Below are 26207 nucleotides of genomic sequence, written 5' to 3'. Positions count from 1 at the left end.
CAATACCCCTTTCCTGTGTAGGGTCGTTTCCCGGCTTCGGGCTTGCCGTTATACTTTTCGGCGCTCGAGGATCCGTGGCCGCGAGCATGATTAGCCACCATGAGGGTGTTCGCGTGAATCAAGTCAAGAAGATGCTGGCCATCCCGGCCGCCGTACTGGCCCTGTGGGCAATTACCGCTACCGCTGCGACCAATGACGATATCGCCAAGCGCCTGGAACCGGTCGGTAAGGTGTGTATCCAGGGCCAGGAATGCAAGGGCATGGCCGTGACCGCCAGCGCTGGCGCCGGGTCTGCCAGAACGCCCGACGACATCATCGCCAAGCATTGCACGGCCTGCCATGGCACGGGCCTGCTCGGCGCGCCGAAAGTGGGCGACAGCGCAGCCTGGAAGGAGCGTGCCGACCACCAGGGTGGGTTGGATGGCATCCTGGCCAAGGCCATCACGGGCATCAACGCCATGCCGCCCAAGGGCACCTGCGCGGATTGTTCGGATGATGAGCTAAAGGCCGCTATTGAGAAGATGTCTGGCCTGTAAGTTACTGCAATGTGCTGCGTAGCAGTCCCAGTATTCTAGCTTCGCATCTTGCCTTGCCGGGGCCGCTTCGCGGCCCATCGCGGCGCGAGGCCGCTCCCACACGGGGGGCGCTGGCCCTTAGAGGCGGTGAAAGGCAGTTGCTCCTGCAATCGCGCTACTTCAGCCATCCCACGATCACAGGAGCGGCCTCGTGCCGCGATGGGCTGCGCAGCAGCCCCGGAGATGTGAGCACTATCGCTAATTGCCGGGGCCGCTCCTACAGGCACCGCGTACGCTTATACCTTCGCTGAGCCTGAAGGCCACCGAATTGTCGAGTGGCTGCCAGTGCTTGTCCAATTGTCTGCGCCTTCCGCTTCCCGCCCAGGCAACCAACCATTCCACCTGCCTGTCGAACCTCCTGAACCCAAGCACGAACCAGGAGGCCTCGATGCACCTCAGTTCCATCGACCAGGCCGTCGAACAGGTCCTGTCCCGCCTGCCAACCCATATCCACATGGGCCTGCCGCTGGGCCTGGGCAAACCCAATGCGTTCGTCAACGCACTTTATGCCCGCATCCGTGAGTTGCCCGAACGCCGTCTGACCATCTATACAGCCCTCTCCCTGGGGCGACCAGCGCTGGGTGATGGCTTGCAGCAACGCTTGCTCGAGCCCTTCGTCGAGCGCGTGTTCGGCGACTACGAAGAGCTTCACTATCTGGCCGACCTGCGCAATGACAGCCTGCCGCCGAACATTCGCGTAGAACAATTCTTCATGCAGCCCGGCAGCCTGCTTGCCAGTGAGTCGGCTCAACAGGATTACGTCAGCAGCAACTACAGCCATGCCGCGCGAGACATCAATGCCAAGGGTCTGAACCTCATCGCCCAGCTGGTGGCGGCTACGCCGGAGCGGCCTGTCCATCTGAGCCTGGCCTGCAACCCGGACATCACCCTGGACCTGTTACCCATGGTCGAACGCCGCCGTGCCGCCGGCGAGACCATTCTCATGCTGGGTCAGGTGCATGCGCAGCTGCCCTACATGCCCGGTGATGCCGAACTGCCAATGGATGCGTTCGACCTGTTGCTGGACGAAGCCGAGCAGCGCCAACTGTTTTCAACGCCCAACATGCCGGTCACCATACAGGACCACTGCATCGGCCTGCATGCCAGCAGCCTGGTGCGCGACGGCGGCACCCTGCAGATCGGGATTGGTGCCATGGGCGACGCGGTTGCCGCCGCGCTGCTCGCCCGCCAGAGCGATAACGTTGCCTACCGTGCAGCGCTCGACGGCCTTGGCGCGGGCACCACGCAGGCACTGATCGAGCGGGAAGGGGGGCTCGCGCCCTTCGAACAGGGGCTGTATGGCTGTAGCGAGATGTTCGTCAACGGGCTGTTGGCGCTGGCCGAGGCGGGCGTGCTGCGGCGTGCTGTGGATGACCGGGGAGTGATCCTGCACGGGGGGTTCTTCCTCGGCCCGCAAGCGTTCTACCAGCGCTTGCGCGACATGCCCCTTGAGCAGCGCGCACGGTTTGCCATGACCGGGATCAATTTCGTCAACGAGCTCTACGGTGACGAACAGCTCAAGCGTCGCCAGCGACAAGACGCACGCTTTATCAATACGGTGTTCGGCATGACCCTGCTCGGTGCGGGTGTGGCCGATCAGCTCGAAGACGGGCGAGTGTTGAGCGGGGTAGGTGGGCAGTACAACTTCGTCGCCCAAGGGCACGCGCTGGAAGGTGGCCGCTCGATACTGCTGCTGCGCAGTTGGCGCGAAGCGGGCGGCGAGGTGTCGTCGAACATCTTCTGGAACTACGGCCATTGCACCATTCCCCGCCACCTGCGCGATATCGTGGTGACCGAATATGGCATCGCCGACCTCAGGGGGCAGACCGACAGCGAGGTCATTGCGCGATTGCTTGCGGTGTGTGACGCCCGGTTCCAGCAGAGCCTGATCGTGCAGGCCAAAAACGCTGGCAAATTGGCGGAAGATTTTCAGCTCGACAGGCGTTTTGCCGATAACACGCCGCAGCGCCTGGCCGCGGTCCAGGCACAGCACCCACAGCTGTTCCCGGAATACCCCATGGGGACCGATTTCACGGTTGAAGAGCAGGACTTGCTACGGGCACTGAACTGGTTGAAAAGCAAGTTCAAGCTCAGCGAGGCGCTCGAACTGGGCAAGGCCACGCTGGAGGCGCCAGAGCCGCAAGGGTATGAGCGGCATCTGGCACGGATGCAACTTGACCAGCCTCAGGGGCTAAAAGAAGCGCTGTACCAACGGTTGCTGTTGGCGGGCCTGGCGGCGACTTGAAACCGGCAGGGGGCTGCCACGCAGCCCCCTGTGCCCGGATGCGAGCGAGCCGGTGCCGCATCACTCGATGAAGCTGACCACACCGCCTTCCAGCGATTTCACTCGCGCCAGCGACTCCACGCGATAGCCTTGGCGATCCAGCTCAGCGCGCCCGCCCTGGAACGATTTCTCGATCACGATCCCCAGGCCTACCACGGTCGCCCCGGCCTGCTTGATGATCGATATCAGCGCCTGGGACGCCTTGCCGTTGGCCAGGAAGTCATCCATCACCAGCACCCGATCGCTGCTGCTCAGGTGGCGCGGCGAAATGGCCACGGTGTTCTCGGTCTGCTTGGTGAACGAATACACAGAAGCCGTCAGCAGGTTTTCGGTGAGGGTCAGCGACTGGTGCTTGCGCGCGAAGATCACCGGCACGCCCAGCTTCAACCCGGTCATCACCGCAGGCGCGATGCCCGACGCCTCGATGGTGACGATCTTGGTCACGCCGGCATCGGCGAACAAGCGGGCGAACTCGTCACCGATCAGCTGCATCAGCGCCGGGTCGATCTGATGGTTGAGAAACGCATCGACTTTGAGAACCTGGTCGGAAAGCACGATGCCTTCTTCGCGAATCTTCTGATGCAGTGCTTCCACTATGGTATTCCTCGGAACAGAAATGGCCGCAAACAGCGGCAGTGTTTAAGAGTAATGGTTGATCAGCGTTTGAGCATCGCCCGGATGTCGGCCAGGGCATTGTTGCCGCGTGCGGCCTTGACCTCGACCGGTGCATCGTCCAGCCCTTCCCAGGACAGGTCTTCGGGGGGCAGTTCGTCGAGGAAGCGACTGGGCGTGCAGTCGATGATTTCCCCGTATTGCTTGCGTTTGGCGGCGAACGTGAACGCCAGCGTCTGGCGTGCGCGGGTAATACCCACATAAGCCAGGCGGCGCTCTTCCTCGATGGTGTCGGCCTCGATGCTGGAGCGGTGAGGCAGGATCTCCTCCTCCATGCCCATGATGAACACGTAGGGAAATTCCAGGCCCTTGGACGCGTGCAGGGTCATCATCTGCACACCGTCGGCGTTTTCTTCCTCTTCCTGCTGGCGCTCGAGCATGTCGCGCAGCACCAACTTGCCGATGGCGTCCTCAATGGTCATGTCACCCTCTTCGTCCTTCTCGAGGGTGTTCTTCAGCGCTTCGACCAGGAACCAGACATTGCTGATGCGAAACTCCGCGGCCTTGTCGCTGGCGGTCTGCTGGCGGATCCAGTTTTCGTAGTCGATGTCGCGGATCATTTCATGCAGGGCGGCTATGGGGTCGTCCAGCGCCACCTTGTGGCGCACACCGTCCAGCCAGTGCTTGAAGCGCTGCAAGCGCTCGGTGTAGCGCGCATCCAGGTGCTCGCCCAGGCCCAGTTCCTCACTGGCGGCATACATCGAAATGCCCCGGCCGGTGGCATAGTTGCCGAGCTTTTCCAAGGTGGTCGAGCCGATTTCCCGGCGCGGCACGTTGATGACACGTAGGTAGGCGTTGTCGTCGTCAGGGTTCACCAGCAGGCGCAGGTAGGCCATGAGGTCCTTGACTTCCTGACGGCCAAAGAAGCTGTTGCCGCCGGAAAGACGGTAAGGCACCTGGTGGTGCTGCAACTTCAGCTCGATCAGCTTGGCCTGGTAGTTGCCGCGGTACAGGATGGCGAAATCGCTGTAGGGACGGTTGGTACGCAGGTGCAGCGTGAGGATTTCCATCGCCACGCGCTCGGCCTCGGCATCCTCGTTCTTGCAACGTATCACCCGGATCTCATCGCCCACGCCCATCTCGCTCCACAGCTGTTTCTCGAACGCGTGCGGGTTGTTGGCGATCAGCACGTTGGCGCAGCGCAGGATGCGGCTGGTGGAACGGTAGTTCTGCTCCAGCATAACCACTTTCAGTGAGGGATAGTCCTCCTTGAGCAGCATCAGGTTCTCGGGGCGCGCGCCGCGCCAGGCATAGATCGACTGGTCGTCGTCGCCCACCACGGTGAACTGGTTGCGCATGCCGATCAGCATCTTCACCAGCAGATACTGGCTGGCGTTGGTGTCCTGGTATTCGTCCACCAACAGATAACGCACGCGATTCTGCCAGCGCTCGAGCACCTCGGGGTGTTCCTGGAACAACTTGACCGGTTGCAGGATCAGGTCGTCGAAGTCCACGGCGTTGAACGCCTTGAGCGTGCGCTGATAGTGGGTGTAAACGACCGCAGCGGTCTGCTCGCGCGGGTTGCGTGCTTTCTCCAGGGCCTCGGGAGGCAGGATCAGGTCGTTCTTCCAGGCACCGATCATGTTCTTGATTTCGTCGATGCCGTCGTCGCCGGAGTACTCCTTCTGCATGATGTCCGACAGTAGGGCTTTGATATCCGACTCGTCGAAGATCGAAAAACCAGGCTTGTAGCCCAGGCGTTCGTGCTCCTTGCGGATGATGTTCAGGCCCAGGTTGTGGAACGTGCAGACCGTCAGCCCTCGGCCTTCGCCCGGACGCAGCAGGCTGGCAACCCGCTCCTTCATCTCGCGGGCGGCCTTGTTGGTGAAGGTCATGGCCACGATGTACTGGGCGCGAATACCGCAGTTCTGGATGAGGTGGGCAATTTTGCGCGTAATGACGCTGGTCTTGCCCGAACCTGCACCGGCGAGCACCAAAAGAGGGCCGCCGACATAGTCACGGGCTTCCTGCTGCCGGGGATTGAGTCGGGACATGCTAGAAACCGGGGGTCGCCAGAAAATAGCCGCGCATTCTAACAGGCATGCGTGTTCATGGCGTGACCGTCTGACGTTCGAGTCAGACTTTCGAAACGATCATTAGCGCCGCTAATGCTTGCGCCTGAAAAAATCGTATTTGCTGGTCTGTCTGCTTTCGCGCAGGATGCACGACAAAATACGTCGGACCAGGCTGTTAAAAGGCGCGCTCACAAGTGAAAATCATTTCCATTAGATGCGCCGGTTTGTTCATCGGTCTACGTTGCATCGTCGAGCCTTAAGGAGCCGTCTTGTCCGCGCCTGTCGAACCTATGCGTTTGCTGCTGTTGGCCAGTGAGCCCGAGTGGGCGGCCTTGCTGCACGCGTGCATGCCTGCCTTGAAGGGCGCGGCCGTACTGCTCACGGCACCCGACTGGGATGCCGTCGACAGTCTGTTCAGCCGCGACCGGCAGGCCGTGGTGCTGACCACGCCAGCGTTGCAGCCAGCACCCGGTCGTTGTGAACTGCCGACCATCCTGCTGTTGCACAGCGAGCCAGAGGCGGCGCCCAGCGGCGTCAGCGACTGGCTAGTGAGCGACCAAGTCAATGTCGACAGCCTGCGTCGCTGCCTGCGCCACGTGCGCGAGCGAGGTGTACTGGTAGCCACCCTGCAACGCTTGGCCGAGCAAGACCCTTTGACCGGCATCGCCAACCGCCAGGGCTTCCAGGCCTTGCTGGCCACGCGCCTGGCCGACCATGACGGGCGCGGCGTCGCCCTAGGGCATCTGGACCTGGACAACTTTCGCCATGTCAATGACGCCCTGGGGCACCAGAGTGGGGATCGCCTTATCCTGCAGGTTGTACTACGTCTGAAGCATCAACTCGAAGCAGGCGACCAGCTGGCACGCCTGGGCAGTGACGAGTTCGCCTTGCTGATCGACACCCGCCGCGACCCAGGGCGTGCCGAGTGGATGGCCGAGCGCATCGTCGAGGCATTGGCCGAGCCCTACTGGGTCGATGGCGAAAGCCTGCTGCTCGGTTGCAGCCTGGGCCTGGCCCACGCCCGCGCCCAGAGTGGCGCCGACCCGCTGATGTGGCATGCGCACATCGCCATGCGTCAGGCCAAGGCCACCCAGGGCTGTACCTTCCATGTCTTCAACGAGCGCATCAATCGCCACGCACGCAGCCTGGCCGATCTCGAAAGCGAGCTGCGCCGGGCCTTGCGCCGTGACGAGCTGGAGCTTCACTATCAGCCGCGCTTGAACCTGGCTGATGGGCGGATCGTCGGTCTCGAAGCGCTGGTGCGCTGGCGCCACGCCGAACGGGGCTTGCTGCCGCCCAGTGAGTTCGTGCCATTGGCCGAGCAAAGCGGGTTGATCGTGCCGCTGGATTACTGGGTCATCGCCCGTGCCCTGCGCGACATGCAGGCCCTGAACACACAGGGGCTTGCGCCGTTGCACATGGCGGTCAATCTCAGTTTCCGGCAGTTTCAGGACAGCCAGTTGCTGGCAACCTTGAGCCGGCTGATCGCCGAGTACGGTGTCGATGCCCACTGGCTGGAATTCGAGCTGACCGAAACGGCCGTGATGCGGCGCAATGAGCGGGTGCGGCAGACCATGGATGCACTGGGCCGCCTGGGCGTGCGCTTCTCGCTGGACGACTTTGGCACAGGGTTCTCTTCGTTCGTGCACCTCAACAGCCTGCCGATCACCTTGCTCAAGGTGGACCGCAGTTTCGTTGCGAAGATGGATATGCGCGAAGAGAACCGCAAGCTGGTGCATGCCATGATCAACCTGGCCCACAACCTCAACCTCGAAGTGGTGGCCGAGGGCGTCGAAAGCGAAGCGCAATTGGCCTTGCTGCGCGGGTTTGGCTGCAACCAGGTACAGGGTTTCCTGGTCAGCAAGCCCCTGCCGGTAGACGCGCTGATCCCGTTCCTGCTGCAGTCGTCACACCGCCAAGTGGGGGTTGCAGGCTAGCTGTCCGCCCCCTCTGGCCAATGCGCAAAGCCACCTCAATGGGTTGAAATCAGGCAGATGTGGCCGTTGCGGCGCGTGTTCCGGCGTGGCGCAACAGCCGCCGCATCCGCCATTCGAAGCCGAAGGTCAGCGCCACCGAGGCGCACGCCAGCCCCAAGGCCAGCCCCCACCAGACGCCCAGCGCGCCCCCGCCAAAGACGAAAGTGAACAACCAGGCGCTGGGTGCCCCGATGAGCCAGTAGCACACCAGCCCGATCAGGAACGTAGTCTTGGCGTCTTTCAGTCCACGAATAGAGCCCATGGCGATGGTCTGCACGCCATCGAACAGCTCGAACCAGGCGGCTACCATCAGCAGCTGGACCGCCAGCTGGAAGATGGCGGCAAATGCCGGGTCGGCCCTGTCGATAAACAGCCCTACCAATGCGTCTGGCAGCAACCAGAACAGCGCAGCGAAGGCGAACATCAGCATGGCCCCGAAGCCGATCCCCACCCGGCCAGCGCTGCGCGCGGCGAGCAAGTTGCCCGCACCGTAGTAATGGCCTACGCGCATGGTCACGGCATAGGACAGGCCAGTGGGCACCATGAAGGCGGTCGACACGATCTGCAGGGCGATTTGGTGCGCGCCCAACTCGGTACTGCCCAGTACGCCCATGCACAGCGCCGCAAAAGCGAACAGCCCTACTTCCACCATGTAGGTGCCGCCGATCGGCAGGCCCAGCCGCCACAGCTCGCCCAACGCTGGCAGCGATGGCCGCGACAGGCCCTTGCGCAGCGGGTAGGCGGCATAAGCCGGGTGCCAGCGGATGTACAGCGCCAGGGCAATGGCCATGCCCATCGAGACCACCGCAGTGACCAGGCCGATGCCCATCAGACCAAGCTTGGGCAGGCCGAACATGCCTTCGATCAGCGCAACGTTCAGCAAGTAGTTGAGTACGGTGCCTACCAGGCTGATGACCATCACCGGCGTAGAGCGGCCCAGGGCGCTAGTGAAGCCACGCAAGGCCATGAAGGTCAGGTAGCCCGGCAACGCCAGCGGCAGCAGGGTGAGAAACTCGGCCGCCGAGGCGACGTTGTCAGGCTGCTGCCCGAAAAGCAGCAGCACAGGTTCGAGGTTCCACAGCACCAGCGCCGCGAACAAGGCCAGGCCCCAGGCCAGCCACAGGCCGCTTTGCGCCAGCCGTGTGGCGCCCTCGATGTCATTGGCGCCTCGGCGGAAGGCTACAAGGGTGCCGACCGCCGCGATGACGCCCAGGCAGAAGATGGACACGAACGAATAGCCCGCCGCGCCCAACCCGCCACCGGCCAAGGCCTGCGGGCTGATGCGTGCCATCATCAGGGTGTCGGTCAGTACCATGAGCATGTGCGCCAGCTGCGAGGCGATCAGCGGGCCTGCCAAGCGCAGTAATGCCTTGAGCTCGTGGGTAGGTGCGACGTGCATGGATGTGATCCTTGGCGAAGACGGTGGCGGACGAAGGGCGATTCTGAGGCCTGGGTCAGCTTTTAACAAAAGGATAAATGCGATCATTGGCATGAGTTTTAATCATGGCGATATGATGCGCAGTTCGCCGTTTCTCCACTGAACAAGGAACCTCATGACCCGCAAGCTACCGCCCCTTTATGCGTTGCGTGCATTCGAAGCTACGGCGAGGTTGAACTCATTCACCCGTGCTGGCGAAGCGTTGTCCATTACCCAAAGCGCGGTCAGCCGGCACATTCGCACGCTGGAGGATCACTTTGCCTGCCGACTGTTCGTGCGCAGTGGCCGCAGCCTGCAACTGACCGAAGCTGCACGGGTACTGCTACCGGGTGTGCGCGAAGGCTTTGCCGCGCTTGAGCGTGCTTGTGACACGTTGCGCGGTGAAGACGAGATGCTGCGCATGAAGGCGCCGTCCACCCTGACCATGCGTTGGTTGCTGGCCCGGCTGAGCCGCTTCCGTCGGCTGCAACCTGGCAATGAAGTGCAACTGACCAGTGCCTGGATGGACGTCGACCATGTGGACTTCAACCAGGAACCTTTCGATTGCGCGGTGCTGCTGGGCGATGGGGTGTTCCCGGCGGAGTGGGAGGTACGCAAGCTGTTCCCCGAACTGCTGGTGCCGGTGGGTGCACCAGGGCTGTTGGATGACGGGCCCTGGACCGCGGCGCGCCTTGCGAGTAGCGAACTGCTGCACCCTACAATGGACAAGCGTGACTGGCGGGTATGGCTGGAGCGCCTGGGCCTGAGTAGCAGGGTTTCGCTCAAGGGCGGGCAGGTGTTCGACACGTTGGAACTGGGCATGATTGCAGCGGCCCGAGGCTACGGTGTTTCAATTGGTGACCTGATGATGGTGGCCGAAGATGTGGCGCAGGGGCGCATGAGCCTGCCATGGCCGACAGCAGTCCCCAGCGGCATGGACTACTACCTGGTATGGCCGCGGACCCGGCCGGGCGGCGAGCGCCTGCGCCGCCTCAGTGCCTTCCTGCAAGCCGAGGTGAATGCCATGGCGCTACCCGAGGTGGTGATCCTGCCAGCCCTTTGATTGCGAGCGCTATATCCCGGTCCGGCACTCAAGTATTCAGCGCCGACGCCGATCAGATGGCACCAGCGTCCCGGAAGAGGGCGCGCTTTCCGTCAAATAAAAGCGGGCGGTCAGCGTGATCAGGATGATCCCGGCCTCTTGCCAGGAGCTTGCCCATGCCTCAACCGCGTGCCCGGATTGCCTCGCAACTCGGTATCGCCCTCGCCATCGTGCTGGCGCTGGTGATTTCCGGCAGTACCCTTTTTGCCCTGCGTTCACTGGACGATGCCAACCTCGCTACGCGCCAGGCCCACCTGGCCAGTGAGGCGCGCTTGCTGGGCGACCAGCTTGACACGTTCCACGGCTCGCTCAAGGACAATACCCAGCGCTTGAGCGGCTTGTTCGAGCGACGCTTCGCATCAGGGCTGTCGCTGCATGCAGGGCAGACCGTGCAGGTAGCAGGGCAGGCAACGCCGGCCCTGTACCTGGGCGATCAGCTATTGAACAACGACTTCCAGCAAGTGGACGACTTCCAACAGATGACTGCCGGTATCGCCACGGTATTCGTGCGCAGTGGTGACGATTTCGTGCGCATCAGCACCAATTTGAAAAAACAGGACGGCAGCCGCGCCATCGGTACCCAGCTCGACCGCCAGCACCCCGCTTACGCCAAGTTACTGGCCGGGCAGATGTACGTTGGCCGTGCCGTGTTGTTCGACCGCAACTACATGACGCGCTATGTGCCGATGACCGACGGTAATGGCCGGGTGATCGCGGTGCTGTTCGTGGGTTTCGATTACACCGATGCGCAGAACGCGCAGTTCGCCAACCTCAAACGCTTCCGCATTGGCCAAACCGGTTCGTTGGCACTGCAGGATGAAAAGGGCCAGTGGCTGGTGCCGCCGGCCAATGCCGAGCAGCCGCTGTACAGCGCGACGGCGCCCTTCGCCGAAGGGCCTTGGACGGTGGTAGCGAGCATGCCCCTGGCGGAGATCCGCGAGGTAACCTGGAGCGTGGGGCTGCGCCTTGCCGTCGGCAGCGTGCTGGCCATGCTCATGGCCGTGGCTGCCACGCTCTGGTTGCTCAGGCGTAAGCTGCGCCCGCTGGATGATCTGGTACGGCAAGCACAAGCGCTCGGAGCGGGTGACCTGAACGCACGGCTGAACGTGACCAGCCACGATGAAATCGGACAGTTGGCGCGCAGCTTCAACACGATGGGTGAAGCCCTCTCGAACATGGTCGAGCACATCCGCAGTGCCTCCGAACAGGTCAGTACCCGCGCCCGCTCGCTGTCAGGCCTGTCGGCTGGCGCCTGTGTGGGCATGGACCAGCAATCAGGCGAAATCACCAGCATGGCGGGCGCGGTGGAAGAGTTCAGCGCCACGTCCATGAACATCGCCGACAACATGGCTGGCACCGAGCGCATGGCCCGCGACAATGCGCAGCAGACCCGCGTGGGCCGCGGCGCCATGGACGAAGCATCGCACTCGCTCAAGCAGATTGCCGATGCCCTGGGTGACACAGCCACGGTCGTGAACAGCCTGGGTGCACGTTCGCAAGAGATCGGCAGCATCATAAGTGTCATCACCGCCATCGCTGAGCAGACCAATCTGTTGGCTTTGAATGCTGCCATCGAAGCGGCCCGTGCCGGTGAGCAGGGGCGTGGCTTTGCAGTGGTGGCTGACGAGGTGCGTGGGCTGGCAGCGCGAACCCGACAGGCCACCGATGAGATATCCGGCATGATCACCAGCATCCAGCAGCAGACCGGGCATGCCATCACCACGCTGGAGCAGAGTAACCAGCTGATGCAGGACGGCCTGGAGCGCAATGGCAAGGTCGCGCAGGCACTTGCCCGCATCGACGAACAAAGCCGTGCGGCGGGTGAGCAGTTTGCCGTGATCAGTATGGCGACCCAGGAGCAGAGCAGCACAGCGACCGTGCTGAGCCGCAATTTGCAGAGCATCGCCCAGGCCAACGGTGAGCAGCGCGAGGTGGCCAACGAGCTGGCATTAACAGCGCGGGAGCTGGAACGGTTGGCCGCGCAGTTGCGTCAGGAAGTGGACCGTTTCCGCTGACACGGTGGGGCACCCAAGTGCCCCTTCAACGTGTCGCTTTACAGCGATATCAGGTTCAGTGCCTGCGCGCACGCCTGCAGCGAGCGGCGCTCGCTTTGCGCATAGAGCGCCAGTTCATCCTGCACCTGCAGCCCCAGCGCCGCTTCGAAGGCCGCGCGGTTGGCGTTGCTGCCGTACTCGGCCCGGGCATCGTCGCCCAGGTTGGACTGGAAGATCCCTGCGGCGCTTACCGGCAAGAAATCTTCGTACACCAGTGCCTCGAAATGCACGTGGTCTGCGTCGATTAGCCCCTGCAGGGTAGTTGGCCTGCCTTGTTCACCGCGCGCGGCCAAGCCTTTCTCGGTCGCGAAGTAGCGAAAATACGCCAGGCCCTGCTCACGCATCTGCACCAGGTCGTCCGGGAAGGCGGCGAAGGTGTCTGTGAGCATCGCCATGTACTGTGCGGCATTGGCTTCGGCGGGTGCACCACCCAATGCGACGCGAGTCCTGTCGAGCAGCTTGTCATAGAGCTGGCGCCCCTTCGGCGTCAACGCCGCGCCACGTTGCTCGATTTCCCCAAAGCGCGCGGTGTGGCTACCTTCGCTACCGTGCTGACCGCAGAATACGACCTTTTCCTGCAAGGCCTTGAAGCTGGTCTGGCGCAGTAGAATGGGGTGGCGGCGGGGAGGGGGGCCTTCGACCACGGCCTTGGGCGTGATGCCCTTGGCCGGCATACCGAGCTGGATGGCATCAATGTCCAGGGTGCGCGGAGTGAGGTGATTGATGTGCGGGCCCTTGAACGCGACAACATCGGCAAGCAGGCGGTGCTGGTCGTGCAGCTGCTGGTACTGCTCGGCGGTGACGGTAGCGTCGCGGTGCCAGCGGAAGGTGTGCAGGGCTTCCTGTACGAAAGTCTGGGCATCTGCGGTATTCAAGCCGCCATCGCGTTCGCGCTGCTCGATCAGATGGAGTACGCGAGGGGTGAAGATCTGGCGTTTGGCCAGGATATCCTTGGCCATTTCCCGCAACTGCAGGTTGTCGATCAGCTCCAAGCGCAACAGCGAGGTGAAGACACGGAACGGGCTGACGTGCAGCGACTGCTCATGCACGGCACGGAACGCGGTGGAGTGCACCGGGACCCCAGCACTGCTGAGGTCGTAGTAGCCCACTGGCTGCATGCCCATGACCGCAAAAAGTCGCGCGATGGTCGCCAGCTCCTCGGCCGTACCCACGCGGATGGCACCATGGCGTTCATGGCCCAGCCGCTCGAGTTCCCCTGTCCAGCGCAGCGCCTGCGCCACTTCTGGTTGCTCGGCCATCACCTGCTGGTTGATTTCGCTCACCAGCGCCAGCAGCTTGCCGTACAACGGCACTTCCTGTTTGTACATGAGCGACATGGCGGCAGAAAACTGCGCACGGATGCTGTCGGGGCTGACGAAATCATGGGCGGGCATCGCTGGATTCCTGGTTAATGGCTGACCCTTACATGAAAGCGGGGAATGCACCCGGGCCACAAGCGAAAAAAAGTAGGCGTGTCATTCCTTTTTTGATCGACCTAGACAGGCGTAGGGTGCTCCTCCTGTCGAGGGCTTCATGCCTGCAGCTGCTCACCGATCCAATCCACCAGCGCCCGCACCTTGGGCACTTCCGCGGCATGTTCGGCATACGCCAGGTAGTGCGCGCCGGCACTGCGCATTGCATGATTCCAGGGCACGACCAGGCTGCCCTCGGCCAGCTCCTTCGCCACCAGGTAACGCGGCACCAGCGCCACCCCGCAACCGGCCTGGGCAGCGCTCAGGGCCATGTAGAACGTGTCGAAGCGCGGGCCGTGGTACGCGCTGACGCTTTGCAGGCCCTGCTCCAGGAACCATTCGTGCCAGGCTTCTGGCCGTGAAGTGCTTTGCAGCAACACCAGGTCGGTCAATGCCTCGGCACTCGGCAGGTCACGGCCTGCCAGCAGCTCTGGCGAACACACCGGCACGACTTCTTCACCGAACAGCTCGATGCAGCTGGCCCCCGGCCAGGTGCCCTGGCCGTAGAAGAACACGACGTCAGCCGAGCCCTGCAACAGTGAAAAGGGCTCCATTTCGTTGCGGATGTCCAAGTGAATGTTGCTGTGCCGCCGGCCGAAGCCCTTGAGGTGGGGGATCAGCCAGCGCACGCCGAAGCTTGGCTGCGTCGCGACCTTCAGGATCTCGGTCTGCTCCCCGTACGTCAGCACGTAGCGGCTGGACATATCGACCTGCGTGAGGATCTTGTTCACCTCGGCCAGATAGAGGCTGCCGGCTGGCGTGAGCTGTAAACGTCGGCGAATGCGCAGGAAAAGGTGGTGACGCAACAGGTCTTCGAGCTGCGCCACCTGCTTGCTGACCGCACTTTGGGTCAAATGCAGCTCTTCGGCGGCTCGGGTGAAGCTCAAGTGGCGGGCTGCAGCTTCAAAGCACTGCAGGGCGGTCATGGACGGCACCAGACGTTTTGACATAGCGTTCTCACGGGCTCAAATCATTACCTGACGGAATGATATGCGGAATAAAGGTCGTTTGTTGCGCTTAACTGATCGGATTAATACTGATCCACATCATATCCAACCTGTCTAGCCATGTAGGAGAACACCAATGGTTGCTGGATTGCTCGAGCGTCTGGGCGTTGCTGCCCAGGCTTACACCCAAGGCGATTACGCTGTACACACGCCAATCGACGGCAGCCAGATCGCTTCAGTGACGCTGCTCGGTCAAGCCGAGACCACCGCGCGTATCGAGCAGGCCCAGCAGGCGTTCGAGGCGTGGCGCAGCGTGCCTGCCCCACGCCGGGGTGAGCTGGTGCGCCTGTTCGGCGAAGTGTTGCGCGAGCACAAGGCAGACCTGGGTGAACTGGTTTCGATCGAAGCAGGCAAGATCACCCAGGAAGGCCTGGGCGAAGTGCAGGAAATGATCGACATCTGCGACTTTGCAGTGGGGCTGTCACGTCAGTTGTACGGCCTGACCATCGCTTCCGAGCGCCCTGGCCACCACATGCGCGAAAGCTGGCACCCGCTGGGTGTGGTCGGTGTGATCAGCGCGTTTAACTTCCCGGTGGCGGTCTGGTCCTGGAACACCGCCCTGGCTCTGGTGGCCGGCAATTCGGTGGTGTGGAAGCCCTCCGAGAAAACGCCATTGACCGCCCTGGCGTGCCAGGCGTTGTTCGACAAGGCGTTGAAAGCCTTCGGTGATGCGCCGGCAGGTCTTGCGCAGCTGGTCATCGGCGGCCGTGAAGCAGGCGAAGCCCTGGTCGATGACCCCCGCGTGGCCCTGGTGAGTGCCACCGGCAGCACGCGCATGGGCCGTGAAGTCGGGCCGCGTGTAGCGGCACGCTTTGGCCGCAGCATCCTGGAACTTGGCGGCAACAATGCAATGATCCTGGCACCTAGCGCCGACCTGGACCTGGCCGTGCGGGGTATTCTCTTCTCGGCAGTCGGCACTGCCGGGCAGCGCTGTACCACGCTGCGCCGCCTCATCGTGCACCGTTCGATCAAGGATGAAGTACTGGCTCGGGTCAAAGCCGCCTACGGCAAGGTGCGCATTGGTGACCCGCGCAAGGACAACCTGGTTGGGCCCCTGATCGACAAGGCCTCGTTCGATGCCATGCAAGGCGCCCTGGCCAAGGCTCGCGACGAAGGCGGCCAAGTGTTCGGGGGTGAGCGCCAGTTGGCCGACCAATATCCCAATGCCTATTACGTATCGCCTGCCATTGCCGAAATGCCTGGGCAAAGCGAGGTGGTGCGCCATGAAACGTTCGCGCCGATTCTCTATGTGCTGGCCTACGATGACTTCGACGAAGCCTTGCGCCTGAACAACGAGGTCCCCCAGGGCTTATCGTCCTGCATCTTCACCACCGACCTGCGCGAGGCTGAGCGTTTCCAGAGCGCGGCTGGCAGTGATTGCGGTATCGCCAACGTCAACATTGGCACCAGCGGTGCTGAAATCGGCGGGGCGTTCGGGGGTGAGAAGGAGACCGGTGGTGGCCGTGAATCCGGTTCCGATGCCTGGAAAGGCTACATGCGCCGTCAGACCAATACCGTGAACTACTCCCGTGAGTTGCCACTGGCGCAGGGCATCGTGTTCGACTGACTAGCGTGATTGTGTAGAACCAGGGGCACGCCCCTTGGTGGGCGACCAAGCCCGCCTCCATCGGGATCGGTGCATATGCCTCGATGCCTGGGGACGCGGGCTTGGCTGCGAAAGGCCGCACGGCGGTCTCGAACAAGAATAAATTGCGGGAGCCGGGCCATGTCCGAACTGCGTCAAGAATGCTTGTGGGAATGCGTCACCGTGCCAAGCGTGACCGTCCAGGCCCTGGCGGGGGAACACCACGCCGATGTCTGCGTGATCGGCGGCGGCATTACCGGGTTGTCAGCGGCCATTCACCTGCTCGAGCAGGGTAAGTCGGTGATCGTGCTGGAGGCCTGGAAGGTGGGCCACGGCGGCTCTGGCCGCAACGTCGGGCTGGTCAATGCCGGTACGTGGATTCGCCCGGACGACGTTGAAGCCACCCTGGGCCAGAAGCAAGGCAGCCGGTTGAATACGGTGCTGGGGCAGGCCCCGGCCGATGTGTTCGCCATGATCGAACGCCTGGGCATCGACTGTCAGGCACGGCACCAGGGCACCCTGCACATGGCACATAACGCCACCGGCATCGCCGATCTGCAGGCCCGCCACGAGCAGTGGCGACGGCGCGGTGCCGATGTCGAGCTGCTGACCGGCGCACAGTGCCAGGAATATTGCGGTACCGACAAGATCGCCGCCGCCTTGCTCGACCGCCGTGCCGGCACCATCAACCCGATGGGCTACACCCAGGGCCTGGCAGCTGCCGTGGTGCGCCTGGGCGGCAAGCTGTTCCAACAGTCCGCAGTTCAGGGCCTGACGCGCGAGGGTGACGGCTGGCGTGTGCAGACCGCACGCGGTTCGGTTCGCGCCGAGAAGGTGGTGATCTCCACGGGCGCCTACACCGAAGGGGACTGGAGCAACCTGCAAAAGCAGTTCTTCAAAGGCTACTACTACCAGGTCGCCTCCAAGCCATTGCAGGGCGCGCAGGCCGACAAGATACTCCCTCACGGCCAAGGCTCCTGGGATACCCGCACCGTGCTCAGCAGTATTCGCCGCGATGACCAGGGCCGTTTGCTGCTCGGCAGCCTGGGCCGGGTCGACAACAAGCCCGCGTGGTTCGTGCGCAGTTGGGCCGACCGTATCCAGCGTCACTACTATCCTGCGCTTGGCAAGGTCGAATGGGACATGCACTGGACCGGCTGCATCGACTTTACGCCCGACCACCTGATGCGTTTGTTCGAACCCGCCCCTGGGTTGGTGGCGGTCACCGGCTACAACGGGCGTGGCAATACCACCGGCACCGTCATTGGCCGGGCGTTCGCAGAGTTTCTGTCAAAAGGGGAAGCAGCCAGCCTGCCGATACCGTTCTCGACCATGAAAGGCGTGAGCGCGACGTCACTGCGCACGGCGTTCTATGAGTCCGGATTCTCGCTGTATCACGCCGGCCAGTGCCTGCGTGTGGTGCTGTGAGGCAACGCCCCACACCGGCAGGTGACGCGTCATTTGTGCAGCCAGCTCAAGAAACCGCCTTTCCTGATGGAAACAGGCTTGTGCAAGAGTAGCGATTCGCGACCCTGACGCCGGACGCGTTGCAGTTTGCTCAAGGCGGTCTGCACATCGCCATGTTGCTGCAGATACGCTTTGACCCGTTGCTTGTCGATGCGATACAGCAGGCAACTGGTCAAGGTTCTGAACTCCACCAGCGAGTCGTCTTCGTCAACGAGCCCGTCGATGCCCAGTACTTCACCTGGGCCCATGCGTCCGGCCTCCAGGCGCTTGCCATCCTCCAGCACCGCCGCCGATACGACGCCTCGCCCTATGATCAGCACGTGCTCGGACTGCTTGCCCACCTCCAGAATCGTCGTATCAGCCAGGTACTCGACGGCGGTCATGTGCTGGCTCAGTGTGTCACGCTCTTCATCACTCAGGGCGCGGAACACCCGTACCTCGTCCAGCACCTCCCGTTGACGACTGCGCGGCGGCATCGTCAGGTCCTGGTTCCAGAGCACCCCGTTCGCTTCCAGGTGCCGGTGGGCCAGGTCGAACAACTGGTTGCGCGTAGCGTTCTTGCCACTCATGTCGGCGATGAAACCGCTGGCTTCGTATTCCACCGAATCGAGCGTCGAGGTTTTCACGGCCACCTTGGAGGCGGGTGCGGAAAGAATCGCACGGGTACCGCGCAGCGCCTTTTCCAGCGCATCGAACACCTTGCCAGGGCGCACGCTGGCAGGCACGACCACGCTGATCGACACCCCATGCACATCAGCCGGACGGCTATGGTTGAGTAAGCGGGCCTTGGCAGCCACGGAGTTCGGGATGACCGCCAGGCTGCCGCTGCTGGTGAGCAGGCGGGTAGCGCGCCAGTCGATGTCCAGCACCTTGCCCTCCGTGCCATCGATGGAAATGGCGTCACCAATCTGATAGGGCCGCGTGGTGTTGAGCACGATGCCGCTGAACACGTCCGCCAGGGTGCTCTGCAAGGCCAGGCCGATAACGATGGCCATCACCCCCGATGTGGCCAGCAGCCCCTTGACGGGCAATTGCAGTACATAGCCGGCCGCCGCCACCACGGCAGCGATGAAGATCAATGCGCCGAGCACATCCTGCAGCAAGCGTCCACCGTGGCTGCCGCGCGCCACCAACAACAGGCCGAAAACCACCGTGACGGTGCGCGCGCCAAACAGCCACCAGGCGATGGCAAGCACGGTGGCCAGCAAGTTGCGGGCAACGTCGGCGACCCAAGGGGCGGGCTGCAGCGGGCTCATACCCGCAGCCACCAGCACCAGGCTGAAAAGCAGGAACAGGGTCAGCCGCGTGGCTATTCGCCAGGCATGGCGCTGGGCCGGAATCAGGTGCCAAACGATCAGGTCAAGCAGCAACAGGGTGGTACCGAGCAGCAGTGGGGACGACTGGATGAACGCCAGCATGGTGGTCTCGGGGCGGGGATGGGCTGCGGGTAGTAATAGAGCAGGTTCATGCAGGAGGCAATGGGCACGGCGCTGCAGTTAATGGCGCTGAACCATCGTTCACAAAATAGAACGCTAAAGCCAAAAAACACTATCTACCGCCTAAAACTGGATGGTTTTAATCTTCTCCCATCAACGCGAAACACCCCACCTACTGCAAATCACGACTACTGGAGCAACCGCCATGACTCAATTCAAATACAACCGCCTGAACAAAGACGACGCTGCCGTTCTGCTGGTCGATCACCAGGCTGGGCTGCTGTCGCTGGTGCGCGATATCGAGCCCGACACCTTCAAGAACAATGTGCTGGCCCTGGCGGACCTGGCCAAGTTCTTCAACCTGCCGACCATCCTCACCACCAGCTTCGAGCAAGGCCCTAACGGCCCATTGGTGCCGGAGCTCAAGGCCCTGTTCCCGGACGCGCCTTACATCGCACGTCCTGGCCAGATCAACGCCTGGGACAACGAAGACTTCGTCAAGGCGGTCAAGGCCACTGGCAAGAAGCAACTGATCATCGCAGGTGTGGTCACCGAAGTGTGCGTGGCCTTCCCGGCCCTGGCCGCCCTGGAAGAGGCGTTCGAGGTGTTCGTGGTGACCGACGCGTCCGGCACTTTCAATGCCATGACCCGCGATGCCGCCCACGACCGCATGAGCCGTGCTGGCGCCCAGCTGATGACCTGGTTCGGCGTAGCCTGCGAACTGCACCGCGACTGGCGCAACGACGTCGAGGGCTTGGCCGCGCTGTGCTCCAACCATATCCCTGACTACCGCAACTTGATGACCAGCTACAACGCCTTCAACGCCAGCAAGTAACCCCACCGCCGCGGGCACCCCGGCCGGTGCCCGCAGGGCCGCACACCTCGATAACGTTCAGCCCGTCCCCTGTTGCCCAGCGGATGCGGGCAGGCTCAGCCCAAGGAATGCAGATGAACACCGCCGCCCAAGACAACCGCAATGTGGTTACCCTGGTGATCCAGCACAAGGTCCGCGCCGCGTCACTGAGCGACTACGAAGTGTGGCTCAAGCACGCGGTCGGCACCGCCCGCCGCCAGGCGGGGCACCTGGACGTCAACGTCATTCGACCCGACCAGGGCGGTCTACACTTCACCACCGTGGTCCGGTTCGCCAATGCCGAATTGTTGCAGGCGTGGGTCAATTCAGCAGAACGCCAGGCGATGATCCGGGACGTGCTGCCGCTGCTCGACGGTGGTGACAGCCCACAGGTCCATGAGGACCCGGAGTTCTGGTTCACCCCACCCGGCACCGGCGCCGTACCACCGCCGCGTTGGAAACAGGCGGTGCTGACGTACCTGGTGATCTGCCCGATGACGTTGGTGGTCCCGCACCTGCTGGTCCCGCTCTTCGAACGTTTTCCACAGCTGGCTGGGCCGGTCAGAGGCACCCTGATCGGTAACCTGTTCGTCATCCTGCCTGTGGTGTTCTACATCATGCCCTGGGTCACCCGCCGTTGCGCCCATTGGCTGCGCGGCTGAACAAGCCCTTTTCCACGTACCGCTAGGAGATACCGATATGAGCACGTTCCAAACGCGTGATGGCACCTCGATCTATTTCAAGGACTGGGGTACTGGCAAGCCGGTGCTGTTCAGCCATGGCTGGCCGCTGGATGCCGACATGTGGGACACGCAGATGGAGTACCTGGCCAGCCGCGGCTACCGGGCCATCGCCTTCGACCGCCGTGGCTTTGGTCGGTCGAGCCAGCCGTGGACCGGCTACGACTATGACACCTTCGCCGATGACATCGCGCAACTGATCGAGCACCTGGACCTGCATGAGGTCACCCTGGTGGGCTTTTCGATGGGAGGCGGTGATGTCAGCCGCTATATCGGTCGCCACGGTACCGGGCGGGTGGCCGGTCTGGTGCTGCTGGGAGCCGTGACGCCTGTGTTCGGCAAGCGCCCAGATAATCCGGACGGGGTGGATCTGTCGGTGTTCGAAGGGATCGAGGCCGGGTTGCGGGCCGACCGCGCTCAGTTCATCGCCGACTTCGCTGCCCCGTTTTACGGGCTTAACCAGGGCCAGCAGGTGTCCCAAGGCGTACAGACGCAGACCTTGAACATCGCGCTGCTGGCCTCGCTCAAGGCGACGTTGGACTGCGTGACGGCATTTTCGCAAACCGATTTCCGTCAGGACCTGACCCAGGTCGATGTGCCGACCTTGGTGATTCACGGCGATGCCGACCAGGTCGTGCCTTTCGAGACCACCGGCAAGCGCGCGGCGCAGCTGATCGCCGGCGCCGAGCTGAAAGTGTATGCCGGTGCGCCGCATGGGTTTGCTGTGACCCATGCGCAACAACTGAACGAAGACCTGCTGGCGTTTCTCCAGCGTTGAGCCAGACGGGCAGGCGGCGTCGCCACGCCGCCGCTGCGCCTGACGTATGAATTTGCTACCCATTCCAAGGAGGCCCCATGGGCGCTGATCTGATTCTGTTCAACGGCAAGCTGCACACCGTCGACCGCGAGAACCCCAACGCCACCGCCGTAGCCATCAAGGACGGTCGTTTCATCGCCGTGGGCAGCGATGCCGAGGCCATGGCCCACAAAGCAACGGCCACCCAGCTTGTGGACCTGCGCCAGCGCACCGTCATTCCCGGGCTCAACGACTCGCACCTGCACCTGATCCGCGGGGGCCTCAACTACAACCTGGAGCTGCGTTGGGAAGGGGTTCCGTCGGTGGCCGATGCCCTGCGCATGCTCAAGGATCAGGCCGCACGTACGCCGACCCCGCAATGGGTCAGGGTCGTGGGTGGCTGGAATGAGTTCCAGTTCGCCGAAAAACGCATGCCCACCCTTGAGGAAATCAACCAGGCTGCGCCTGATACCCCGGTGTTCCTGCTGCACCTGTACGACCGGGCATTACTCAATCGTGCAGCGCTCAAGGCTGTGGGCTATGACAAGACCACGCCCAATCCACCTGGGGGGGAAATCCAGCGTGACAAATTCGGCAACCCGACGGGCATGCTGATCGCGCGGCCAAATGCCATGATTCTCTACGCCACGCTGGCAAAAGGCCCCAAGCTGCCTCTCGAATACCAGGTCAACTCCACACGCCAGTTCATGCGCGAACTGAATCGATTGGGGCTGACCAGTGCCATCGATGCCGGTGGCGGCTACCAGAATTTCCCGGACGATTATTCGGTGATCCAGGAGCTGGCCGACAACGGTCAGCTGACGGTGCGCATCGCCTACAACTTGTTCACCCAGAAGCCCAAGGAAGAGCTGGACGATTTCCGCAAATGGACGGCCAGCGTCAAGTTGCACAGCGGCACCGATTTCCTGCGTCACAACGGTGCAGGCGAAATGCTGGTGTTCTCGGCTGCCGACTTCGAAGACTTCCTGGAACCGCGCCCGGACCTGCCGCAGACCATGGAGCAGGAACTGGAGCCGGTGGTGCGACACCTGGTCGAGCAACGCTGGCCGTTCCGCCTGCATGCGACCTATGACGAGTCGATCACGCGCATGCTCGATGTGTTCGAGAAGGTCAACCGCGACGTACCGTTCAATGGCTTGCCGTGGTTCTTCGACCATGCCGAAACCATCACGCCCCGCAACATCGAGCGGGTACGCGCCTTGGGTGGCGGCATTGCCATTCAGGACCGCATGGCCTTCCAGGGCGAGTATTTCGTCGACCGCTATGGCGCCCAAGCGGCGCAGCAGACGCCGCCGATCAAGCGCATGCTGGAGATGGGTGTGCCAGTAGGGGCGGGTACCGATGCGACCCGCGTGTCCAGCTACAACCCGTGGACTTCGCTGTACTGGCTGGTCAGCGGCAAGACCGTTGGCGGCATGGCGCTGTATCCCGAAGGACTGAGCCGGGACACGGCCTTGCAGCTGTTCACCCAGGGCAGTGCCTGGTTCTCCAGTGAGCAGGGCAAGAAGGGGCAGATCAAGGTCGGTCAGCTCGCCGACCTGGCGGCGCTGTCGCTGGATTTCTTCTCGGTGGAGGAAGAGGCGATCAAGGGTATCGAGTCGGTGCTCACCGTGGTGGACGGCAAGGTCGTGTACGGCGCCGCCGAGTTCGACACGTTAGGGCCACCCCAGGTGCCGGTGTTGCCTGAGTGGTCACCGGTCGCCAAGGTGCCTGGCCACTGGCGCGTGGGCACCCCCTCGCTGGTCGGCATGGCACACCAGTGCTCGGGCCCGTGCGGTGTCCACGCCCACAGCCATGAAAAGGCCCGGCATTCCAGCGTGCCGGTCAATGACTTCCAGGGGTTCTGGGGCGCGCTGGGTTGCTCGTGCTTTGCGTTCTAGGCCCGATTCTGAGGGCTGTGCAGCAGCCCCAGCATTTCAGATACAACGCGCAAGGTTTTGAACGGCTTAGCGTCCCAGGCGACATTCCGATAGACAGGTTGTGGGCCAAAGCATCCGGTTACCCGCAGCCGTTCACTGCCTTGTAACTGAAGCGGCGGGACAATGTCGCGCGCCCGCCATGAACCTTACCGGTTCGAACCTCAAGCCATGTCGCAAAGCGCAAATTCGTCCGCCAGGTGATCGATCAATGCACGCACCGAGGGCAGCAAGCCGCGTCGTGAGGGGAAGATCGCATGCACGATGCCACTGCGCGGGTACCAGCCTGGCAGCAACTCCACCAGGCGGCCCGCTGCCAGGTCGTCACGCACAGCCACGCGTGGCAGGTGCGCAATGCCGATACCCGCAACCACGAAGTGGCGCAGGGCAAACAGGTCGTCGGTGACCATGCGCGGCGTGTGCGGTATGACGATGCTCTGGTTGTTGTCACCGCCCTGGGACAGCTCCCAGTGATACTCCCGCTGGGCGCTGCCCCAATGCAGGCTGGGCAGCGCGCCCAGCAACTGAGGATCGAAACCGTCTGGCAATTGCGTCAGGTAGCGAGGATGGCCCACCAGACACTGGATGCTGTCGCTCAGCACCTTCATCACCATATCCGTGTTTTCCAGCGGCGGAAAACGAACACGCAGGGCGATGTCGAAGCCTTCATGCAAGAGATCGACGCGTCGGTTGGTGCTTTCGATGAACAGCTCCACCTGCGGGTACTTAAGCATGTAGCGCGTCAACATCGGCCCGACCCAGGCGTTGAGCAGAGTGGTCGGGCAACTGATACGCACCAGCCCTCGGGGCTCGCTGCGGTTGCGCTCGATGATCTCGGCAGCACCCTCGGCTTCGACGCGCATGGCAAGGCAACGGTTGTAATAGGCCTGGCCGATCTCGGTCAGCGCGAAGTGGCGGCTGGTGCGCTGCAGCAAGCGCACGCCCAGACGCTCTTCGAGGTCGGCAATGCGTCGGCTGAGTTTCGACTTGGGCATGTTCAGCGCCCGACCCGCCGGGGCGAAGCCACCGTGCTCGACCACTTGGGTGAAGTAGTAGAGTGAGTTGAGGTCTTCCAAGAATGCGTCTCCACAGAACCCGCCAAGGGCGGCCTGCGCAGTTTAACGTTCCTGGCGGCTGGATGGTGGATCTGGCGCTTGGGGCGCGGAGCGCGCTCGGGCCCGCCCCGGCCCGAGCACCCGTGCTGGTTCAGTTCTGGACGCTTTGCACCGAGCCGCCATCGACCCGCAGGTTGCTGCCATTGATGAACGAAGCCCGCTCCGAAACCAGCAGCGCGATCGCGGCCGCGACCTCTTCAGGCTTGCCTCGACGCTTCTGCACGATGCCGGGCCGCTCCTCTTCGAGGAAGCTTTCGATAGCCTCCTCGAAGCTCACGCCTTTCTCTTCGGCGCGCTGTTTCATCATGCCATCGGTCATGTTGGTCTCGATGAAGGCAGGCGACACCGTGTTGCACAGCACCCCATGCGCCGCCTCTTTGTAGGACAGGTTCTTGATGAACGCAGCCAGTGCGGCCTTGGCGACGTTGTACACAGCCTCTTCCCAGTAAGGCTGCACGGCATTCTCGGAGGTGATGCACACCAACCGTCCCCAACCTCGCTTGCGCATCGCCGGAAGGGTGGCCCGCGCCACCCGCACGGCGGTGAAGAAGTCGGTATCCCAGGCTTCCTGGTAGTCCTCGTCCTTCATTTCCAGCGGGTCACCCTTGGCGCCTGTCACACCCGCAGTGTGCACCACGATGTCCACTTGGCCAAAACGCTCTTCGGCTTGCCGGACCAAGTTGTTCACCTCGTCCTGGCGGGTCATGTTCGCCGCTATGAGCAAGGGCGCGCCACCCAACGCCTTGGCGGCATCTTCGAGTTTACCTTGGTCGATGTCAGTCAATACCAGCTTCACACCTTCCTCGGCGAGGAGGCGAGCGGTGGCCAGGCCAATGCCGCCAGCTGCGCCGCTGATCAAGGCCACACGGTTTTTCAAACCTAAATCCATCAACGATCTCCCAGGGAAAGTTTAGCAGCGATAGGTCTTGCGAAATCAAGCATCGGCTCGGCCAATGCCTGAGGGGTCTGGTAAGGCATCAGGTGCCCCGCACCAGGCAGGGTAAGCACAGTGCTGTTAGGGAAGTGCGACAAGGTCGTCCGTTGCTGCTCTTGGGCGTCGGGCACCTGCTGGTCATCGGCGCCGCAGATCAGCAGGGCCGGATAGGGCAGCAGGCCGATGCGATCGCTCCAGTCTTCGCGGCTGCCGTGATCGACCCAGGCACGCCAGGCGTCGAGGTTGACGGCCTGGGCGTCGGCGATGGCGACTTCGCGCAGGGCATCGGGCAGCCTGTGGTAGCTCGAGTCATCGACGAAGGCTTCGGCTTGCTCCCGGCTGGCGGTGTAGGCCCGTTGCTGGTCGCGGTCTTCATCGCTCATCGGCTGGGGGCCAGGGGGTGATGGGGCGACCAGGATCAGGCCCTGAAGGTAGTCCAGGCGGCGAGCGGCCAGCACGACCGCGACTTTTCCGGTCATCGAGTGGCCAACAAGGATGCAGTGCTTGAGCCCAAGCTCACGAATGCTGGCATCGACCTGGTCGGCCATTTCGTCGACGGTATAACCGGTGACGGCATTGGCATCGCCGTACCCGGGTGTGTTCAGGGCGACGCAAGCATGCGCTCGGTCCAGGTAAGGGAGGGTGGCGGACCATGTTCGGTGCGAGCCGCCCAGAAAATGCATCAACACGAAGGTAACGGGACCGCGGCCTTGCTGGCTGTGTGGGAGCATCGAGCACCTGAAATCGTTCGCTTTATAGATGGAAAGCGA

The 26207-nt window shown here is 62.8% G+C and carries 20 protein-coding genes and 1 pseudogene; 12 read left to right on the top strand and 9 right to left on the bottom strand.

The genetic code is table 11. The features are described from left to right. The first annotated feature begins 86 nt into the window (after nucleotides 1-86). The gene (locus tag FS777_RS04365) at nucleotides 87-536 is read left to right on the top strand and encodes a cytochrome c5 family protein (RefSeq protein ID WP_228385158.1); all 450 of its coding nucleotides are present in this window, start codon (nucleotides 87-89) and stop codon (nucleotides 534-536) included. A 427-nt stretch (nucleotides 537-963) separates the two neighbouring features. Then, the gene (locus tag FS777_RS04360) at nucleotides 964-2820 is read left to right on the top strand and encodes an acetyl-CoA hydrolase/transferase C-terminal domain-containing protein (RefSeq protein ID WP_058638845.1); all 1857 of its coding nucleotides are present in this window, start codon (nucleotides 964-966) and stop codon (nucleotides 2818-2820) included. Nucleotides 2821-2880: 60 nt separating this feature from the next. Here the strand turns inward: FS777_RS04360 and xpt are convergent, their stop codons facing one another. Next, complete coding sequence (gene xpt, locus FS777_RS04355; RefSeq protein WP_023532789.1) at nucleotides 2881-3453, bottom strand: xanthine phosphoribosyltransferase; 573 nt, start codon at nucleotides 3451-3453, stop codon at nucleotides 2881-2883. Nucleotides 3454-3515: 62 nt separating this feature from the next. Beyond that, the gene (rep, locus tag FS777_RS04350; RefSeq protein WP_058638846.1) at nucleotides 3516-5525 is read right to left on the bottom strand and encodes a DNA helicase Rep; all 2010 of its coding nucleotides are present in this window, start codon (nucleotides 5523-5525) and stop codon (nucleotides 3516-3518) included. Nucleotides 5526-5815: 290 nt separating this feature from the next. Here rep and FS777_RS04345 point away from each other — a divergent pair, with 290 nt between their 5' ends. Beyond that, complete coding sequence (locus FS777_RS04345; protein WP_145254098.1) at nucleotides 5816-7483, top strand: bifunctional diguanylate cyclase/phosphodiesterase; 1668 nt, start codon at nucleotides 5816-5818, stop codon at nucleotides 7481-7483. Nucleotides 7484-7532: 49 nt separating this feature from the next. Here the strand turns inward: FS777_RS04345 and FS777_RS04340 are convergent, their stop codons facing one another. Continuing rightward, complete coding sequence (locus tag FS777_RS04340; protein ID WP_058638848.1) at nucleotides 7533-8921, bottom strand: NorM family multidrug efflux MATE transporter; 1389 nt, start codon at nucleotides 8919-8921, stop codon at nucleotides 7533-7535. A 154-nt stretch (nucleotides 8922-9075) separates the two neighbouring features. On the opposite strand from FS777_RS04340, the gene FS777_RS04335 reads away from it, so the two are divergent. The 3 genes and pseudogenes from FS777_RS04335 (at nucleotide 9076) to FS777_RS21830 (ending at nucleotide 12056) form a co-directional block, all read left to right on the top strand. Next, the gene (locus FS777_RS04335; protein WP_058602791.1) at nucleotides 9076-10002 is read left to right on the top strand and encodes a LysR substrate-binding domain-containing protein; all 927 of its coding nucleotides are present in this window, start codon (nucleotides 9076-9078) and stop codon (nucleotides 10000-10002) included. 155 nt (nucleotides 10003-10157) lie between these two features. Beyond that, nucleotides 10158-11201: pseudogene (locus FS777_RS21835) on the top strand (Cache 3/Cache 2 fusion domain-containing protein); the annotation flags it as partial. Continuing rightward, complete coding sequence (locus FS777_RS21830; protein WP_372239207.1) at nucleotides 11196-12056, top strand: methyl-accepting chemotaxis protein; 861 nt, start codon at nucleotides 11196-11198, stop codon at nucleotides 12054-12056. The pseudogene FS777_RS21835 and the gene FS777_RS21830, both read left to right, overlap by 6 nt. 38 nt (nucleotides 12057-12094) lie before the next feature. Here the strand turns inward: FS777_RS21830 and FS777_RS04325 are convergent, their stop codons facing one another. Both FS777_RS04325 and FS777_RS04320 read right to left on the bottom strand, forming a co-directional pair. After that, a complete protein-coding gene (locus FS777_RS04325) occupies nucleotides 12095-13489 on the bottom strand; it encodes a VOC family protein (protein ID WP_078479340.1) in 1395 nt (464 codons plus the stop codon). A 137-nt stretch (nucleotides 13490-13626) separates the two neighbouring features. Beyond that, nucleotides 13627-14517, bottom strand: coding sequence for a LysR family transcriptional regulator (locus tag FS777_RS04320; protein WP_058602794.1), 891 nt, complete (start codon nucleotides 14515-14517; stop codon nucleotides 13627-13629). Nucleotides 14518-14650: 133 nt separating this feature from the next. Here FS777_RS04320 and FS777_RS04315 point away from each other — a divergent pair, with 133 nt between their 5' ends. Next, entirely contained in the window at nucleotides 14651-16141 is a 1491-nt protein-coding gene (locus tag FS777_RS04315) for an aldehyde dehydrogenase family protein (RefSeq protein ID WP_058638851.1), read from the top strand. 159 nt (nucleotides 16142-16300) lie between these two features. Further along, nucleotides 16301-17587 (top strand): FAD-binding oxidoreductase, encoded by a 1287-nt coding sequence (locus FS777_RS04310; RefSeq protein ID WP_058602796.1) that lies wholly within the window; start codon nucleotides 16301-16303, stop codon nucleotides 17585-17587. Nucleotides 17588-17616: 29 nt separating this feature from the next. Here FS777_RS04310 and FS777_RS04305 read toward each other — a convergent pair whose 3' ends face one another. Further along, nucleotides 17617-19044, bottom strand: coding sequence for a mechanosensitive ion channel family protein (locus tag FS777_RS04305; protein WP_145254094.1), 1428 nt, complete (start codon nucleotides 19042-19044; stop codon nucleotides 17617-17619). A 223-nt stretch (nucleotides 19045-19267) separates the two neighbouring features. Between FS777_RS04305 and ycaC the strand changes: the two genes are divergently transcribed. The 4 genes from ycaC (at nucleotide 19268) to FS777_RS04285 (ending at nucleotide 23352) form a co-directional block, all read left to right on the top strand. After that, a complete protein-coding gene (ycaC, locus tag FS777_RS04300; protein WP_023532859.1) occupies nucleotides 19268-19897 on the top strand; it encodes an isochorismate family cysteine hydrolase YcaC in 630 nt (209 codons plus the stop codon). A 113-nt stretch (nucleotides 19898-20010) separates the two neighbouring features. Then, nucleotides 20011-20577 carry an antibiotic biosynthesis monooxygenase gene (locus FS777_RS04295; RefSeq protein ID WP_078479338.1) on the top strand — a complete coding sequence of 189 codons (567 nt, stop codon included), beginning with the start codon at nucleotides 20011-20013 and terminating at the stop codon, nucleotides 20575-20577. Nucleotides 20578-20614: 37 nt separating this feature from the next. Further along, nucleotides 20615-21433 carry an alpha/beta fold hydrolase gene (locus FS777_RS04290; protein ID WP_058638855.1) on the top strand — a complete coding sequence of 273 codons (819 nt, stop codon included), beginning with the start codon at nucleotides 20615-20617 and terminating at the stop codon, nucleotides 21431-21433. A 77-nt stretch (nucleotides 21434-21510) separates the two neighbouring features. Further along, nucleotides 21511-23352, top strand: coding sequence for an amidohydrolase (locus tag FS777_RS04285; RefSeq protein ID WP_058602800.1), 1842 nt, complete (start codon nucleotides 21511-21513; stop codon nucleotides 23350-23352). A 200-nt stretch (nucleotides 23353-23552) separates the two neighbouring features. Here FS777_RS04285 and FS777_RS04280 read toward each other — a convergent pair whose 3' ends face one another. The 3 genes from FS777_RS04280 to FS777_RS04270 form a co-directional block, all read right to left on the bottom strand. Further along, on the bottom strand, nucleotides 23553-24464 hold the full coding sequence (locus tag FS777_RS04280) for a LysR substrate-binding domain-containing protein (RefSeq protein WP_058638856.1): 912 nt from the start codon (nucleotides 24462-24464) through the stop codon (nucleotides 23553-23555). A gap of 130 nt (nucleotides 24465-24594) precedes the next feature. Next, nucleotides 24595-25392 (bottom strand): SDR family NAD(P)-dependent oxidoreductase, encoded by a 798-nt coding sequence (locus FS777_RS04275; RefSeq protein WP_145254092.1) that lies wholly within the window; start codon nucleotides 25390-25392, stop codon nucleotides 24595-24597. Continuing rightward, the gene (locus FS777_RS04270; protein WP_145254090.1) at nucleotides 25392-26168 is read right to left on the bottom strand and encodes an alpha/beta fold hydrolase; all 777 of its coding nucleotides are present in this window, start codon (nucleotides 26166-26168) and stop codon (nucleotides 25392-25394) included. Before FS777_RS04270 ends, FS777_RS04275 begins: the two co-directional genes overlap by 1 nt. Between the last annotated feature and the right edge of the window lie 39 nt (nucleotides 26169-26207).

The sequence above is a fragment of the Pseudomonas sp. DE0157 genome (assembly GCF_007678615.1).
Taxonomy (GTDB): domain Bacteria; phylum Pseudomonadota; class Gammaproteobacteria; order Pseudomonadales; family Pseudomonadaceae; genus Aquipseudomonas; species Aquipseudomonas parafulva_B.
Note: the sequence above shows the minus strand (reverse complement) of the source record. Positions and strands in the feature narration are given on the sequence as shown.